This is a genomic window from Kordiimonas sp. (assembly GCF_048264555.1).
Classification (GTDB): domain Bacteria; phylum Pseudomonadota; class Alphaproteobacteria; order Sphingomonadales; family Kordiimonadaceae; genus Kordiimonas.
Genome location: NZ_JBLXCX010000001.1, coordinates 551,713 through 565,855, shown reverse-complemented (window position 1 = coordinate 565,855; position 14,143 = coordinate 551,713). Strand labels below are relative to the sequence as shown.

Annotated in this window: 25 protein-coding genes and 1 tRNA gene; 1 reads left to right on the top strand and 25 read right to left on the bottom strand. The window is 54.8% G+C overall.

What is annotated here, in order from left to right:
• Window positions 1–52 precede the first annotated feature (52 nt).
• Window positions 53–412: an energy transducer TonB gene (locus ACN0XZ_RS02770; protein WP_417456184.1), complete on the bottom strand. Its 360-nt coding sequence runs from the start codon at window positions 410–412 to the stop codon at window positions 53–55.
• A gap of 353 nt (window positions 413–765) precedes the next feature.
• Complete coding sequence (locus ACN0XZ_RS02765) at window positions 766–1,134, bottom strand: energy transducer TonB (RefSeq protein ID WP_417456183.1); 369 nt, start codon at window positions 1,132–1,134, stop codon at window positions 766–768.
• Window positions 1,135–1,516: 382 nt separating this feature from the next.
• Between ACN0XZ_RS02765 and ACN0XZ_RS02760 the strand changes: the two genes are divergently transcribed.
• Window positions 1,517–1,593 (top strand) — tRNA-Arg (locus tag ACN0XZ_RS02760).
• Window positions 1,594–1,931: 338 nt separating this feature from the next.
• Here the strand turns inward: ACN0XZ_RS02760 and ACN0XZ_RS02755 are convergent.
• From ACN0XZ_RS02755 to ACN0XZ_RS02645, 23 genes are all read right to left on the bottom strand, one after another.
• Entirely contained in the window at window positions 1,932–2,330 is a 399-nt protein-coding gene (locus tag ACN0XZ_RS02755) for a 3TM-type holin (protein ID WP_417456182.1), read from the bottom strand.
• Window positions 2,330–2,494 carry a hypothetical protein gene (locus tag ACN0XZ_RS02750; RefSeq protein WP_417456181.1) on the bottom strand — a complete coding sequence of 55 codons (165 nt, stop codon included), beginning with the start codon at window positions 2,492–2,494 and terminating at the stop codon, window positions 2,330–2,332. Before ACN0XZ_RS02750 ends, ACN0XZ_RS02755 begins: the two co-directional genes overlap by 1 nt.
• Window positions 2,484–2,672: a hypothetical protein gene (locus ACN0XZ_RS02745; protein WP_417456180.1), complete on the bottom strand. Its 189-nt coding sequence runs from the start codon at window positions 2,670–2,672 to the stop codon at window positions 2,484–2,486. The genes ACN0XZ_RS02750 and ACN0XZ_RS02745 overlap by 11 nt, the downstream gene beginning before the upstream one ends.
• Window positions 2,669–2,836 carry a hypothetical protein gene (locus tag ACN0XZ_RS02740; protein WP_417456179.1) on the bottom strand — a complete coding sequence of 56 codons (168 nt, stop codon included), beginning with the start codon at window positions 2,834–2,836 and terminating at the stop codon, window positions 2,669–2,671. The genes ACN0XZ_RS02745 and ACN0XZ_RS02740 overlap by 4 nt, the downstream gene beginning before the upstream one ends.
• Window positions 2,836–3,009, bottom strand: coding sequence for a hypothetical protein (locus tag ACN0XZ_RS02735; RefSeq protein WP_417456178.1), 174 nt, complete (start codon window positions 3,007–3,009; stop codon window positions 2,836–2,838). Before ACN0XZ_RS02735 ends, ACN0XZ_RS02740 begins: the two co-directional genes overlap by 1 nt.
• The gene (locus ACN0XZ_RS02730) at window positions 3,009–3,404 is read right to left on the bottom strand and encodes a cell wall hydrolase (RefSeq protein ID WP_417456177.1); all 396 of its coding nucleotides are present in this window, start codon (window positions 3,402–3,404) and stop codon (window positions 3,009–3,011) included. The genes ACN0XZ_RS02735 and ACN0XZ_RS02730 overlap by 1 nt, the downstream gene beginning before the upstream one ends.
• A 49-nt stretch (window positions 3,405–3,453) precedes the next feature.
• The gene (locus ACN0XZ_RS02725; RefSeq protein WP_417456176.1) at window positions 3,454–3,966 is read right to left on the bottom strand and encodes a hypothetical protein; all 513 of its coding nucleotides are present in this window, start codon (window positions 3,964–3,966) and stop codon (window positions 3,454–3,456) included.
• An 11-nt stretch (window positions 3,967–3,977) separates the two neighbouring features.
• Window positions 3,978–4,298, bottom strand: a complete 321-nt coding sequence (locus tag ACN0XZ_RS02720; RefSeq protein ID WP_417456175.1) for a hypothetical protein — start codon at window positions 4,296–4,298, stop codon at window positions 3,978–3,980.
• The gene (locus ACN0XZ_RS02715; RefSeq protein WP_417456174.1) at window positions 4,298–5,443 is read right to left on the bottom strand and encodes a hypothetical protein; all 1,146 of its coding nucleotides are present in this window, start codon (window positions 5,441–5,443) and stop codon (window positions 4,298–4,300) included. The genes ACN0XZ_RS02720 and ACN0XZ_RS02715 overlap by 1 nt, the downstream gene beginning before the upstream one ends.
• The gene (locus tag ACN0XZ_RS02710) at window positions 5,443–6,495 is read right to left on the bottom strand and encodes a hypothetical protein (protein WP_417456173.1); all 1,053 of its coding nucleotides are present in this window, start codon (window positions 6,493–6,495) and stop codon (window positions 5,443–5,445) included. The genes ACN0XZ_RS02715 and ACN0XZ_RS02710 overlap by 1 nt, the downstream gene beginning before the upstream one ends.
• Complete coding sequence (locus tag ACN0XZ_RS02705) at window positions 6,482–6,766, bottom strand: hypothetical protein (protein WP_417456172.1); 285 nt, start codon at window positions 6,764–6,766, stop codon at window positions 6,482–6,484. The genes ACN0XZ_RS02710 and ACN0XZ_RS02705 overlap by 14 nt, the downstream gene beginning before the upstream one ends.
• 1 nt (window position 6,767) lies before the next feature.
• Window positions 6,768–7,661 carry a hypothetical protein gene (locus ACN0XZ_RS02700; RefSeq protein WP_417456171.1) on the bottom strand — a complete coding sequence of 298 codons (894 nt, stop codon included), beginning with the start codon at window positions 7,659–7,661 and terminating at the stop codon, window positions 6,768–6,770.
• Window positions 7,654–8,043: a hypothetical protein gene (locus ACN0XZ_RS02695; protein WP_417456170.1), complete on the bottom strand. Its 390-nt coding sequence runs from the start codon at window positions 8,041–8,043 to the stop codon at window positions 7,654–7,656. The genes ACN0XZ_RS02700 and ACN0XZ_RS02695 overlap by 8 nt, the downstream gene beginning before the upstream one ends.
• On the bottom strand, window positions 8,016–8,231 hold the full coding sequence (locus ACN0XZ_RS02690; protein WP_417456169.1) for a hypothetical protein: 216 nt from the start codon (window positions 8,229–8,231) through the stop codon (window positions 8,016–8,018). Before ACN0XZ_RS02690 ends, ACN0XZ_RS02695 begins: the two co-directional genes overlap by 28 nt.
• Window positions 8,232–8,234: 3 nt before the next feature.
• Window positions 8,235–8,612 (bottom strand): hypothetical protein, encoded by a 378-nt coding sequence (locus ACN0XZ_RS02685; protein ID WP_417456168.1) that lies wholly within the window; start codon window positions 8,610–8,612, stop codon window positions 8,235–8,237.
• 18 nt (window positions 8,613–8,630) lie between these two features.
• Window positions 8,631–9,506 (bottom strand): hypothetical protein, encoded by an 876-nt coding sequence (locus ACN0XZ_RS02680; protein ID WP_417456167.1) that lies wholly within the window; start codon window positions 9,504–9,506, stop codon window positions 8,631–8,633.
• 25 nt (window positions 9,507–9,531) lie between these two features.
• On the bottom strand, window positions 9,532–9,654 hold the full coding sequence (locus ACN0XZ_RS02675) for a hypothetical protein (RefSeq protein WP_417456166.1): 123 nt from the start codon (window positions 9,652–9,654) through the stop codon (window positions 9,532–9,534).
• A 248-nt stretch (window positions 9,655–9,902) separates the two neighbouring features.
• Complete coding sequence (locus tag ACN0XZ_RS02670) at window positions 9,903–10,571, bottom strand: hypothetical protein (RefSeq protein WP_417456165.1); 669 nt, start codon at window positions 10,569–10,571, stop codon at window positions 9,903–9,905.
• Complete coding sequence (locus ACN0XZ_RS02665) at window positions 10,564–11,286, bottom strand: hypothetical protein (RefSeq protein WP_417456164.1); 723 nt, start codon at window positions 11,284–11,286, stop codon at window positions 10,564–10,566. Before ACN0XZ_RS02665 ends, ACN0XZ_RS02670 begins: the two co-directional genes overlap by 8 nt.
• Window positions 11,252–11,641 (bottom strand): hypothetical protein, encoded by a 390-nt coding sequence (locus ACN0XZ_RS02660; protein WP_417456163.1) that lies wholly within the window; start codon window positions 11,639–11,641, stop codon window positions 11,252–11,254. Before ACN0XZ_RS02660 ends, ACN0XZ_RS02665 begins: the two co-directional genes overlap by 35 nt.
• On the bottom strand, window positions 11,631–11,888 hold the full coding sequence (locus ACN0XZ_RS02655; RefSeq protein WP_417456162.1) for a hypothetical protein: 258 nt from the start codon (window positions 11,886–11,888) through the stop codon (window positions 11,631–11,633). The genes ACN0XZ_RS02660 and ACN0XZ_RS02655 overlap by 11 nt, the downstream gene beginning before the upstream one ends.
• A 166-nt stretch (window positions 11,889–12,054) precedes the next feature.
• Window positions 12,055–12,678 carry a hypothetical protein gene (locus ACN0XZ_RS02650; RefSeq protein WP_417456161.1) on the bottom strand — a complete coding sequence of 208 codons (624 nt, stop codon included), beginning with the start codon at window positions 12,676–12,678 and terminating at the stop codon, window positions 12,055–12,057.
• Between the two features lie 61 nt (window positions 12,679–12,739).
• On the bottom strand, window positions 12,740–14,122 hold the full coding sequence (locus tag ACN0XZ_RS02645; protein ID WP_417456160.1) for a hypothetical protein: 1,383 nt from the start codon (window positions 14,120–14,122) through the stop codon (window positions 12,740–12,742).
• Window positions 14,123–14,143: the final 21 nt, after the last annotated feature.

The following is a 14,143-nucleotide window of genomic DNA, read 5'->3' as shown; positions in this document are numbered from 1 at the left end:
AAAAAGCCCCGGCATTGCTGTCGGGGCTTTTTCATTGGGTTTTCACCTGCGCTTAGCGGAGGGACCACTCAAGCGGCAGTATGAAGCTCAGGTCGCTTTGGCCTGCAGGCAGAGCTGGCAGTGGGCTCAGCTTCGCAACCAGCTTCGGAATTTCGTTGTCGAGCACGTCCTGGCCGGTTGCCTCAACAATTTCATGCGCTGTGATGGCGCCGTCGGCTGCAACGATAAGGCGGATCTTGGCTTTGCCTTCAATCTCGCGAACTTGTGCGGCGCGCGGGTATTTCTGTGTTTTCACGAGTTTCTGAACAACAGCTTTTTTCCAGTCGTTCATATCGTCAGCAAACGCGGGGGAAGTTTGCATGCCGATGGTAACCATTGCCAGTACAGCAGCAACAATAGAAAGTTTTTTCATCTCAATACTCTCAAGCGGGGGTTAACTCTGCGCACAGCATATGAGCGAAATAGATTAACCAATGGTTACTGATGTTTAAGTGAGGTTTTCCGGTGCATCTGCTCGCAAAAACATAAGGAAAATGGCCGCGTTTAGCGCATGCGCGAAAGAAAATTACAAAGCGTTGAAATTACTTATAATTTTATCGATTCGTCACCTGAGTATTTGGGGTGGTGATTCGGTGTTTCTGGACGATGGAAAGTGGTAAGTTGAGGGGGTGGTGAAGGTATAAAAATGGCCCCGGTGATAACACCGAGGCCATGCATACTCGTAACAAATAAGGTGGTACTCAGAACATCATCAGGTGAGGAAAATCAGTTCAGTGTCCAGCTAAGCGGCAGCACGAAAGACATCTCCGCTTGCCCGCCAGGGAGTGCTGGCAGTGGGTTCAGTTTCTCAACCAGTTTTGGAATTTCGTTGTCTAGAACTTCTTCGCCCGTGGCTTCAACAATCTCGTGGCTGGTGATCGAACCGTCAGCGGCAACAACCAGACGAACTTTTGCTTTACCTTCAATCTCACGCGCGATCGCGGACCGTGGGTAACGCTGATTCTTTGCCACAGATTTAACAACTTCAATCTGCCATTTTTTCATATCGTTTGCTTGCGCGGGCGCGCTCATTACGCTGAGGCCAATGGTGGCGGCAAACACGAGGGCAGCAAAATTCTTCAATGTTTTCAACATGGGGTCCATCCAAAATTCTTTTGTCGTGAGGCGCTCGGTTGCGTGAAGAGTTTTGGCAAAGCCGCTCAACCCCGCATGAGCATTTGCTTGGTTTATAAAGGGTGGGCTCTTAATCATAGGTAATTAATTGGATAAAATTTTATGTAATTCGAGAAATGGCGTCTAACATATTGAAATTAAAATATTATTTTATTTAAGATTTGTTGAATTTTTTATGTGGCCGGTGTGACACATGACGGATTTAGCATGAGGTTTTGTCGAAGATGTAAACGGTTGTGTCGTGCTATTGCCGCCATGGTCCGAATTTGGCTTGCATGGTATGGCACCCGCGTGTACTGTCCGCGCCGAAATCCGGGTCTTTCCGGATGCTGTCATGGCACAGGCACCCGTAGCTCAGCTGGATAGAGCGCTGCCCTCCGAAGGCAGAGGCCAGAGGTTCGAATCCTCTCGGGTGCGCCATATTTTTCAATAAGTTAGCCTAAAAACCCTAATCTCAAATTACGCAGAATTTCGGCGTAATTTTTCGGGGAGATAGCTGATTTGACCTTTAAAGTTAGCGCCTGGTTAACTATGTCAAAGAGGCCAATCACCGGAAAGAGAATGAAATGAACAATGTCTTGAGCGTTGATATGCTCACGATAATTCTCATCCTGCTTGGGATTATAAAGACGATAGTAGAAATATGGTCGCTTTTAAGCCCTAGGAAACGGCAAAAATCGAGAGAGTAATTAAAAGAGAGTAATTAAATACGTGGCCTGTCATTCCGGCGGGTCACGTGTTTTCCTGTTGTAGCGGAACTACTTAGATACACCCCTCAACTTTTCAAAGCTTCTTAGCCCACCTAGGCCAAGCATGCTAAACAGCACCGTCACCAGCTCGCCGGTGCCACTCAGGGCCGGTAGCGGCGGTGTGTCCGGAAAGAAGGCTAGCTGCACCCAGGCAGCCAGGTCATAAAGAACAAAATGCCAGGCTAGTGACGCGGCACACACCCAACCCACGGCCGGGCGCCAGCCTGCAACAAACACCGAGCGGTGCGCAGCCTCAACCTTGTTCACCTCCATCTGTGACAGGCCAGAGCCAAGCACGGCCATAGTGACCTCATGCTCAAGCTGCATCTTCTGGTTCTTGTCAGGGATCAGTTTGTCAATCGGACCCCTGACAACGTCCAGGATAGTATCAATGAACGGAAGGCCCATTAGCCCCTCGCTTTGATCGCGCGCCCGCCACCGTTCTTCACGAACCGGTAGCCTTTTTTCGGAACCACGCGGCCTTTAACGCGGCGTGTGCCAGGCTTGAGGGCGGTAGACTTGCGCCGCGTGGTGCTCCTGCGGCGGCTTGTGGATTTTTTCTTAAACAGCATGTGCATTCTCCATCAGTTTTTGGATCAGGGTTTCACGCGGCCAGGTGCCGCAGAAGGGTGGAAAGCCTGCGGCTTTGCCTGCATCGACAAGAGCTTCATGGCTCAGGGTGACAAAGGGATTTGGTGTTGCCTGGGGATTGCTTGCGCCCAGGCGTTGTTTGCGGCGATGCACTCTCATTTCAACTTCTCCTTAATGCGGTGAATTTCCGCCCAGATTTTTGTGACCTCGGATTGCAGGCTGGTGTTGATCGCCTCAAGCTTGCCCATGCGGAAGAAGATGCCCGTCAGTAAGGTGATGGACGGCACACCGAAGGCGACAATCAGGATTTGCTCAACAGTCATCAGCGTTTCCCGAACCAGTTGTAGGCCGCGTAGGCAATGCCGAGCAGAAGGGCAATTTGCAGCCAGGGAATGCCGCCGCGTTCGCCGGTGACGGTTTCAATAGCGTCGTCAGCTTGGGAGCCGAGCCATGCGCCAAGGCCACCACCGGCCAGCAATGGAAGAAGGAAAGGCATTAAGCGACCCCTTTATAAAAAATGTGGTTGCCAATGCGCGCGGTGATCGTCGCGTCCTTGGTCCAGAAAGGCGGTGCAATGCCGGTCCAGTGGTAATGGGTGGCTCCGTGCGTGATATCGGGTAGTGCTCCGCGCACGGCTTGAGCCGCCAGCTCCACGGCCTGGGCAAAGGTTGGATCGTCGTCGGTGACAGCCTCGAGCTTGGCCCGGTTGGGGTCATTGTCGTTATAGGCCGAGAACTGCCAGGGCTGCGTTGCCACGCCCGCCAGGCTTGACGGGTAGCGCCGGTCGTTCGCCCGGTTCACCATCACATTCAAGACGGCCTGCAAGCCCTCAAGGCCCTGGTTTCTTGCTTCGCCCCATGCCACGCGGGCAGAAAGATCAATGTTTCTCATCTTTGCACCTATCAAGATCAATGCACCGGCACTCACACCGGCCAGAATTTTAAGCGCCGGTTTCATCCGGCCAGCCGTTCACAATGGCGTCACGCTCACCTTGGGTGAGATCAACACCGGGGTCTGAAACCAGAATGTCCAGAAAGGTTGCCACGTCGTCGCGCTCGAAGGCGGTCGCGTGCGTGTAGCGCTCCATAGCAGCCACCACGAGCGGGCTAGCGCTCGCCTTGGCTTGTGTCAGCACTTCGCCATACCGCTGCACGCCCGTAAGGCCAGAGCCCAGAAGCGGATAAGCCGCGTCCATAAAGGCCACTTTTGAGAGCGTCTTCGGGGTGACAATAGCCGCAATGGTTGCCGCGATATCGTCACCGTCATAGATGCTAGCGACTGCTACAGCGTCGCCGCCATCTTCTGACAGCGTGGTTGCGTCCGTTACTGCGTCATAGGCCCACAGATAGGTTTTGGTGGTGCCTGCGCCGTCTAGGGCATAAACACGCTGCACTTTCTTGTTGCCAGTCTTGAAGCTGAAAGATTGCTCATTTTGCAGTTTGGGATAGGTCATGGTGTGCGCTCCTAAATCGGGTCATAGGTGACGGTCATGGCACCGTCACCACCGGGAACATAGAGGCCAACACCAGCGGGCAGATGCAGGCCACAGATCGCCAGCACATCGGCCTTACCCGTGTAGAAAATCAGGTTGTTGTTGATGTTGGCCTTGTCGCCACCGACATAATAGATGTCGCTATAGTGACTTGGTGTGCAGACGATGGTTGAAACGTTAATGCCTGTAGTATTCAGGTCGGGGTCAATGACCCAACCCGTACCTGTTGCCCTACTTTCACCGAAGGGTGCGAAGGCGCTACCGCCGCCGATAAGATCACTTGCTTTAGCCATTACCTTAAAAGCCTCCAAGTTGTGCCGGTGTAGATGAACCCGGCGCCAAATTCGTTCACATCCATAAGGAAGTCTTGCGCGGACCCGTTGAAGTTCTCCGCGCCAAAATCGACGGTGATGTTGTTGGTTTCTGCGTTCGCGCCCACGTCCGCCACATAGAAATAATCATTGGCGCTAGGGCTTGCGGGCGCTGTGATCGTGATGGCCGCGCCGGTGGTGTCCACGGCAACAACCTGTTCAGCAACCGCTGTGTGCGCCGCGCTTACAATGACCCGGTTAAATCCAGCCTTGCTGTCGAGCGCTGCTTGCAGCCCGGTCACGTCCGAGATCGGGTGACCATGAGCAGAAGGCGCAAAGCTTGAAGGCTTACCGGTGATCGCGCTCCACGCATGGGAATGGCCCGCGCTTGCCGCATCGGTAATGCCGTAGCCTGCTAATGTGGTGGGCTTGCTGCCCAAACTTGCGAAGGTGTGGCTGTGGCTTGACGCTGCCTTGCCGTCCAGTGCCGCTTGTAGGCCCGTCACGTCCACAATGCCGTGACTGTGGCTTGATGCTGCCTTTGTGTCTAACGCGGCCTGTGTGGCCGTGCTGATCGGCTTATTGGCGTCTGAGGTATTGTCCACGTTCCCAAGGCCGATATCCGCCTTTGTGTGGCTATGGCCCGCGGCGGCTTTACCGTCTAGAGCGGTTTGCAAACCGGTGATGTTCGCAATCACATGGCCGTGGGCTGCGGCTGCTTTGCCATCAAGCGCCGATTGAAGCCCGGTAATATCAACAATGCCGTGGCCGTGTACTGCGGGCGTAAAGCTTGAGGGCTTGCCTGTAATGCTGGCCCAGGTGTGGGCGTGGCTGGCAGCTGCGAGGCCCGCTTCCGCGAATGTGCGGTTGATAAACTTGGCGCCGTCCCACATTAAGAACTCGCCTGCGCCAATAGCCGAAAGCGTTATATCTGTGAGGCTTGCCAGGCTGTGACCGTGCGACGTGCTGGCTTTCCCATCAAGCGCCGTATCAATGGCAGCTTTGGTGTAATACCGGGCATCACCGCGCGCCGTGTTGAGATAATGCGGGTGATCGTCAGCACCCAGACCCGTAAGCCCTGCGTGATTGGTGACACTACCGCCAAAAAGGTCGCTTGCCTTAGCCATCAGCCGAAAAGCTCCCATTCAGAGCCATCGAACAGGAAACCCGTGCCGAAGGTGTTCACGTTGATGATGAAGCTTTGCGCCGCGCCGTCGAAGGCTTCTGCGCCAAAATCAACGGTGATGTTGTTGGCCGCTGCGTTACCGCCCGCGTCACCCACATAAAAATAAGTACCTGGCGCCGGGTCTGCGGGCGCTGAGATGGTGACCGGACCAGTGTCGGTATCCACAGCGATAATTTCTTCTGCCTGGGCTGTGTGGTTTGCACTGACACGCACACGCGCAATCACGGGCGCTTTGCTCGCCAGGGCCGCGTCAACTTCTGCCTTGCGGTAATAGCGCACGTCACCGCGCGCATCGGTGTGATAGAGCGCGTGATCATCATTGCCGAGGCCGGTAAGGGCCGCGTGATCGGTTACCCCGCCACTTGATACGGTCGCCGGGCGCCATTCACCAAAGCCCGCGTTCCACACAAGCGCCTGCCCGTCACCGGGGGCTTGTTCGCCCACGTCCGAAAGGCTCGCGAGTGTATGGCCGTGACCTATTGCTGCTTTGCCTGCCAGGGCGGTATCAATGGCGGTTTTGGTGTAGAAGGTCGCGTCAATGGTCGCCTTCACATAATAGCGCGCGTCACCGCGTGTATTATCGAGATACTGCGGGTGATCATCATCTGCGAGGCCAGTTAAAGCGCCGTGATCGGTCGCACCGCCACCACCACCCGAGAGCGTGGCCGGGCGCCATTCACCTACGCCCGCGTGCCACACCAGGCTTTGACCGTCCGCCGGGGCTTCTTCGCCCACATCAACAAGCCCGGCCAAGGTGTGGCCGTGGTCCGCTTCTGCCTTGGCGTCAATGGCTGCGGTCAGGGAAGTGATCGTCGTGTTGATCTCTGCCTTCTGATAGTAGCGGGCGTCACCGCGCGGGCCGGTTAGATACTGCGGATGATGATCATCCGTCAGTCCTGAGAGCGAGCCGTGGCCGTGCTGGTGTATCTTGTCGGCTTTACCGTCAAGGGCTGCCGCGAGTTCCGCTTCTGTGAGGCCGTCATACTGTGCCATCGGTCGCCAGCTCCTCACTAAACGAACAAAGGCCAGCGGTGCCGCCCTGGCGAATGACATAAATCTCACCCTTGAGGGTCAGTTCCACCCGGTCACCAGCGCGAACTTTGTTGCCAATGGTGCCGCCTCTGACACCACGGTCACCAAACCAGAGATCACTGTCACCGGCCCAGATGTTGATCACCCGACGGCGCGCATTGGCGCTCGAGAGCTTGATGGATTTCTGGCCATCAACAAAAACGTCAACGGCGTTTGTCACGGCAAACGACATGCTATTTGCTCCCCGTATAAGCGATGATGGCACCGAGAACGGCAACAATGCCGAGGCCATAAAGAAGGGTTTTCTGTTGCTCTGCCGCCAGGCCGCCCACGGTTGACTTGAAGGCCTCCGAGAGTGTGAGCGTGTTCAGCTCGTTTGCGTCCTCTAAGCTCTCGCCCAGGAACTTGAAGCTTTCGGAAAGTGTGTTCCGGTTGTTGGTGCTCTCAGATTTGGCAAAATCCAGCGTTTCCTTGAGCGTGGCCTGGCCTGCCTGGAATGCGCTTTCGGTCACTGTGATGTTGGCGTTCAAGGCTTCTTCGCCAAAGTCCAGGGCGCGGTCTGTCAGGCTTTCCGCTGCTGCAATGGCAGACTCCGCCGCCTTCCGGCTTTCTTCCGCTGCTTTCTGTGACGCCTGGCTTGCGGCCTGGGCTGCTTCGCGGGACGCTTCCGATGATGCTTTAGAAGCTTCCACGGCTGCCTTTGAGGCTTCCCGGCTGGCTTCTTCCGCAGCTTTCGCGGCGGCTTCGCTCGCCTTGCGTGCTTCTTCTGCTGCCTTTTGGGCTGCCTTGCTGTTTTCCTGGGCGGCAAGCTCGAGCGCTTTGGCGGCGGCCTCATTGGCGCGCCTGCCTTCTTCTGCTGCTTTGATAGAGGCGTCGCGCGCGGCTTCGCTCGCGGCAATGCTCACGGCCTCGCTTTCAACAGTGATGTTGCCGCCAGCCCTATGGCCGGTGCTTTCATCCGTCAGCGAGGTATTAAAACTGTCTTCGGTGCGGGTTTCCGTCTCGGTTGTGGTGTTGCCGCTATCCTCAATCCGGTTTTCTGTTTCCTGATTGATATGGGTTTCCGTGAGCGTTCGCGCGTCCGTCTGCACGGTTTCATTATGTGTATCTTTTGACGTTTTACCCATTGGAGATATCCCACGTTAGAACGGCTTCGGCGCCTCTTCGCATGAACTGCACCGCAAGCCCTGGGCGCTCGGTATGCACGCGCATCTTCGTGCAGCCGTTTTGCCTGGCGATGCCTTCAATCAACTCTTTGCCCATCAGCAAAACCGGCTCAGGCGTCTGGGCGACCGCCGCCACAACAACCATGACCAGCTCGCCTTCCGGTGTTTTCTCAAGGCGCAACAACACCGTGCCGCACCGCTCGCCTTGCCAGGTGACGGCAAAGAGAGCGGCCAGGTTTTTGGATTGCTCCGAGACATAAAAATCAAGTGGCCCCACGCTCGCCAATTCCGCCTGTGCGCGCGGGTCAAATGAGATCATCGGTTCAAGCTTGAGAGCGCCCATAAAACAAAACCTGTTGCGAGCACGGTCCCGGCCACCAGTGCAATGGTGGTGACGGGAGAGGCCCCTTTGGTGCCAAACGCACCGGTTTCAAAACCGGTGTTGAAGGTTTCCTGGGAGTGGATAGGGCCACCGTCAGCGCCAAAGCTGAAGCTGGCCCCTTCCCCCAGGCCGATGGAAGGGAGCGCCATAAGCTACTTCTTCCCGGACATGGCAAGCACAAGCAGGATGACCAACAAGACCCCGCCGCCAATGGCCGCTGGCCCGGCCCAGCTTGGCAAACCACCGAACAAGCCGCCGTTTCCGCTGGCGCTACCTGAATTCGTCTGGTTTGCCGCGCTGTTTTGGGACGCGGTATTGGTTGCGGTGTTGGTGGCCCCGACCTTGTTCGCCTTCTCAAAAAGCTCAAGGCTCAAAAGGCCGCTGCCGAAAGTGGCCGCCGTGTCCAGAGCGCGGTTGAAGATGCTCCCAAGGGTCGAACCAAAACTCGAGCCGCTATCCTCCTTGCTGGTGGTAGCAACCGCAGTCTGGTTGTTCGCCTTGAGATAATCGTTTGCGATAGCTCCGAACATGTTGGTTCCTTTCTCGCCCTATTTGGTTGCTGGCGTGTCGTAACGCTCAACAACCATGCGAACGCTTTCGGTATCCGAGGTGTAAATCTCGAAGTCGATCTCGTTCGACATGCCGCCGTAGTTGGGATCAAAGGCGCTCTCAACCGTGCCGCCCATGGCTTCAAAAACCACGTGCCAGGTGTCCGGCTGCGGGAAGAAGCCGTTGTTCTCAAGGTCAATGTTGAGGTGATCGAGGCTTTTGTACCACCAGCGCTCTTGCTCATCGACTTCCATACGGATGGCCGTGATGTTGGAGCCTTCAAAGTGGAAGCCGCGAATACGTTGGCCGCCGCCTTCATAGCGGTAACGGGTTGGCGTGCTGCCGCTTGATTTAGCCTGGATAATATCAATCCAGTGCTTGATCACACGGTTAGCAGAGCGTGCAGGCTGTGCCGCCACAATACCGCGACCCCGAGCGCCCAGGCCTTCAGACTTGATATGCTGGCGAAGGGTCGGGTTAACCCGGCCTTCTTCGATATAAAGACGCATGGACGGCTCACGGTGCGCGGACGCCACAAGCGCCGTGGCTTCGCTTTCGCCAACACCGCGCCGCCAGGGCTGCGCAAAATGGTGCGAGAGAAGGCCAGGCTTGAAGCCGAAGCCATAAAACTTGTTCAGCTTGAGCACGTCCGCCGTGCGGTATTCACTGAACACCTGGCCGTCAATGATCAGCTCCGACTTGGGCGCGCCTGCAATCAGGGTTGCTTCATTGGCCGGGGTGCCATCTTCGGCATATTCCCACGTTGCAGACATGATCATGCCGCGATCCGAGGGAAGGTCGATTGTTGCCGGAGAACCAGCGTTCACGCCAGAGAAGGCGTTCTTGTTCTCGCGGTATTCCTTAAGTCCGGGCATGTTAGCCGCTCCTTATATCTGGGGGTTAACCGCCAAAGCCTTCGTGGGCTTGTTCGAGAACTGGCAAATCGTCGCCATAGTTGAGGATCAGGCCCGCCGCGATAACGGCGGCCAGCATGATCAGAAACATTTTGATGTCATCGCTCACGATGCAATTTCCTTTTCCAGTCGTTCATCAATGAAGCGCCGAAAAGGTTGCGTGAGTGCATAGACAACAACCGCCAAAACTGCGGCTCTAAGAATGTTCTCTAGTGTCAACTCAGTGGTCACCTTGCGGCCCTCCGTTTGCGTGTCGAAGGCAATTGTCGCAAGGGCGAGTGCTGGTTGTGCTCACCAAAAAAAGCGCTCGTAAGCGCTTTTCTGAGTGCTGGTTGTGCTTGGGAGTGCTCGAGAGCGCTAGAAGGTGAGCCGTCCGTGGCGATATTCCCCGACGTGGCAGTCGATATATTCGAGCGGCTTGAGACACCGCACCGCTTCCGCCAGGTCCGCGCCCTGGGTGCCGCCCATTTCCGTTATGGCGCGAAGGTCCGCCGGTTCCGTGAGGTTAAACAGAAACCGCCGCTCGAGCTGGCCCCGGAACTTGGTTGAGACTTCCGCCGGACGCTGAGACGCGCCGATCAAATGAATGCCCTTATGCCTGCCCATCCGGCACATGTTGGAAAAGGCGTCTTGCCCCTTCTTCATGGTGTGGTTGGGGTAACAATCGGCCATTTCATCAACTGCGAGCAAAAGCGAAGGGCGTTTGTCGGTGCCATAATGGTCACCAAACTGAGTTTGGATATCCAGCATGAACTTTGAGAGGTCCGACAAGCTTTGCACCAGGTCAACTTCATAGTGCGGATGAAACCAGAAGCGGAAGCCGTCAAGATAGCTATCCCGCACCCGTTCTTGCAGCTCGCCAATATGAGTAACCTCAACGAGCCCTTCACGCGCCGCATTGGCTGCCCGTTCATCAATGGCATCAAAGACGATGGCGCGGTTGTGGTTTCTGATCATCCGGTCCATCAGGGTCGATTTACCGGATTTAGAGCGGCCAAACAGGCCCGCCCGCCAATAGTTAGTCATCAAGGCGCACCGCCTCTCCATCAATGATCTTGTCTTTTGATTTGCGCTTTCTGTGCTTTTTACCCTCGCTATAAGCACTCGCGAGTGCTGTACCCTTGCCGCCAAAGAAGGCCAGGCACACCAGCACGTCACCACCGTCAATAGTGCTTTCCTTGAGCATCCATCCTAAAAGGCGTGGGTATTTATGAGCGAGTTTATAAAGATGCTTCGCAGCCCTTCGGCCCTGGTCAATCTCATCCTCCTCCGTCTCAATCGCGGACAAGTCTTTGCCGAAAAGCGTCCCGATGTTTGAGGCGGTTTCCCAGGCTTCAACCGCCCAAAATTCAATGAAGCTTTCTTCACTGGTCACACCAGCCGTCACAACGCCCGTTGCCTGGTCAATATCCACGTAGCGAGAGACGCTTGGGCCATCATTCGCACTGTCGAGCTTGAGAAGCTTGAAGATCGGCTCATTGTCGTTTGCCACAACCGGCGGATCAGGCTCCGGCGGGATAATGGCGGACGGGTCCGGCGCTCGCCCCACAATCAAGCGCTCGAGAGCGGTATTTGTGCTCGGGTGTGCTGTGCTCTGAGTGCTCGAAGCGCTTTCCGGCGGCTCTGTTTGCACTGGTGAGCGCTCATAAGCGCTTGTGCTTGCTTGTGCTTTCACCTGGGGGGCAGGTGGCGGCAATTGCGGGCGCTTAGTGCTCAGAAGGGCTAAGGCTTGATTGCTCATGCTCGCTCCCCTCGTTAAATTTTTGCCAGGCGCGCTCCAGATAGCTTCGGTAGGTCTGCGACATAGGGAACACCGCCGTCACTTCCTCAAGGCGTTGCTGATAGGCTTCAAGCGTCTGTGGCGGGATAGCCGCCTGGCTGCCTTCTGCGCGGCCATTGCAGCCGCAAATGGTGATCTCTTTAGCCGAGCAAGTGCCGTAAGGCTTGCCGCGATTGTTGATCTTGATCAGCACATATTCACCGCACGCATCATCAAGGCAGGGATAAAGCCCTGCCGCGTGCTTACTAGCACCGTTATAGTCTTCGCCCATAAAGCCAGGTGGCAAGGGGATAATCAGGCTTCCTTTAAGCATCATCCCGCCTTTCCACTGGTTCATTGGACCAGCGAATAAGCTTTTCACCCCACGAGCGCACAAAAGCACGCTTGAGCACTTTTACAATCGGTGCGCGTTTGAACTGTGCCGGAATAAAGCCAGAGAATATTTTGGGGAGTTTTTTGAGGTGAATTCTCACCTCGAGTTCGTCGCTGTTGAGCGGCTTATGATCCACCTGGGCAGAAACCGGGCCGAGGAAGGTCTGAACGTTGATATCATGCTCGTGCATTTGTTTCCTTTCAATTTCCAGTTTCCTCGCTGAAAATCAAAAGCAATGCAGGCGAATATTACGTTATTTGTAATGAAATGGAAAGTGAGTTTCTTCGCAGACTTCTAATGGCAACCAAGCTTAGCGTCTTGGCCAAGTCGCAGTGTCTCGCTCCTTCGGTTTGTCATCACTGGTTGGAAGAATTGGGTGTCGATATTTTAGCTGCTTCTTTTTCAAGCTTACTTATCAGACGGGAAGCGAGCTCGATATATTCGTTAGCTTGTGACGCAGTTGATTCAAAGTTTTCGCTGTGAGTGATCTTATTGCGGAGTATGCGGAGGTCGTGAAAAATTTTGACTTCCCGTGTGTCCAACAAACTGTATTCGCGCAGAAGACGCTCAATCATTCTATATGGAGCTGCAACTTTGTAATCTACCCTACTTCCATTGGCTTTAATGAGTGCTTTTGCTGCCTTTTCGATTTGCCGGAAAGCCTCAACGATAGCAGCATTCGTAGAGACCTGGGCAATCTGCTGAAGATGCTCCTCGAAATCTTCGATGTCTTCCGTGTGCTCAACCTGTTTTAACCCTGCAGCTTCTGCTTGCCTCTCGATTTTATCAAGCCCCTTGTTAAATTCGGCCACTAGCTCCTTATACCTTATACGTTGCAGGCGTGGTATGGCCTGCAAAATTGGATCTTTGAAAATGACAAGAGCCACAATGATGGCTAATGGCCAGGCTAGAGAGGCAACAATGGACGAGAAAAATTCGAGCCAAGTCAATGTGCGGACCTTCGAAACTTGTGACAGCATTGCGCAACTACCGTAGCACATTCCTCGAGTAATTTATGACATTTTAATATGTCAGTTGTCTTCAGGCCCACCCGGCGCACCCCGCCTCGGGGGCAAGATCGGGTGGCGGCTGCCACTCATCCGCCTCATCGAATAAAGTTTCAGGGACAGTTATCGTTGTAGTGTCCCTGATAGAAGGGAAACGGGCCTGCATTCGCGCCCTAGCTTTCATTTCTTCGAACCTCGCCAGGCGCTCTTGCTGCCGTGATACTGTTTTCTTGATGGCCGTCATGCGTTGTTCAATCCAGGGATTGAGGGACAACAGGCCGTCAATGTTCCCGTCAAAGTTCCGAATGATCAGGCTGGGCTCATAAACCTCGGTGAAGGTGGGCGCGGGTGCTGTGATGCCACATATAACGTTAGGCATGCTGCCTTTGCTGCCGCCTATGTCGTCGTCTTTCTTGTCTTCTTCGATATCTTCCAGTCTGCCGCGCTCTCGAGACTTGATAAGCCGCCACTGTGGGCCGCTGTCTGTCTCGATATGTTTCAGCTTGTATTTGCTCTCTTTGAGCTGGGCGCGGAAGTCACGCAGGGACCCAAGCGGGGTGTAGAAGCGCAAGCCTTTAGTAGCGGTATAGAAGAAGGCAAGCTGGTCATCGTTCAAAAGATTGAACTCGCCAGGCTTAAAACAGTATTTGACCACTTCCGCGGCCTTCTTGATCGGGCTATCGTGCAGATAGCCTTTAGGTGCTCGCGCACGCACATTCTCAACCAGGATATTCCAGTTTTCTTTTCCCAAGTAACGGTCAGCCTTAAGGAGCACATGGGCGTGCAGGTTCACATAGGTTTGCCCGGCTTCCTTTTTGATCGTGCCTTCGATTGAGTAATAAACAAACTCAATCTGTGTGGCCTTGAGCAAGTCATGCTTTGAAAACTTGCTGATCCAGCGCGTTAGCTTCTGGTGCGCTTCCCGGTATTCATAGAGCGGCACCCAACCGGCGGAAAACACCCACATGCGGGTTTTCTGGTTATCCGTTACATCAAGCCAGTATTGCACCGACTTAAGCATGTCATGGGTGTTCCTGGCTTGTACTTCGGGAATGAAATTAGTGTTCTTGTATTGGGTCTTTTCCTCAAAATTCTCTGAGAACAAACCCAAGACAGCAACGCTATCCTGATAGACGTTCACGCCCGCGCGCTTAAGGCGGGCGGCGATACCTTCCGATTGCAGCGCAAGGGTGCGCCGGTCTTTGCAGGCTTTTTCAAACTGCTCTGGTGAAAGCTGGCGGCCGGTTTGAGCTTCCTCAAGTGTTGCCTGGTCAATCACTGGCGGGGCCTTGAGCGCCCATTGGTCGGGCTGCCTGGGCTTCCATTCCTTTGCGTAATCTTCAACCGTTTTGCGGCTGGCAACATATGCGTTGATGGTTTCTCGTATCTGATCACGATCGACTTTACTCAATTGCATGGGGCGAAACTCCCGCATACA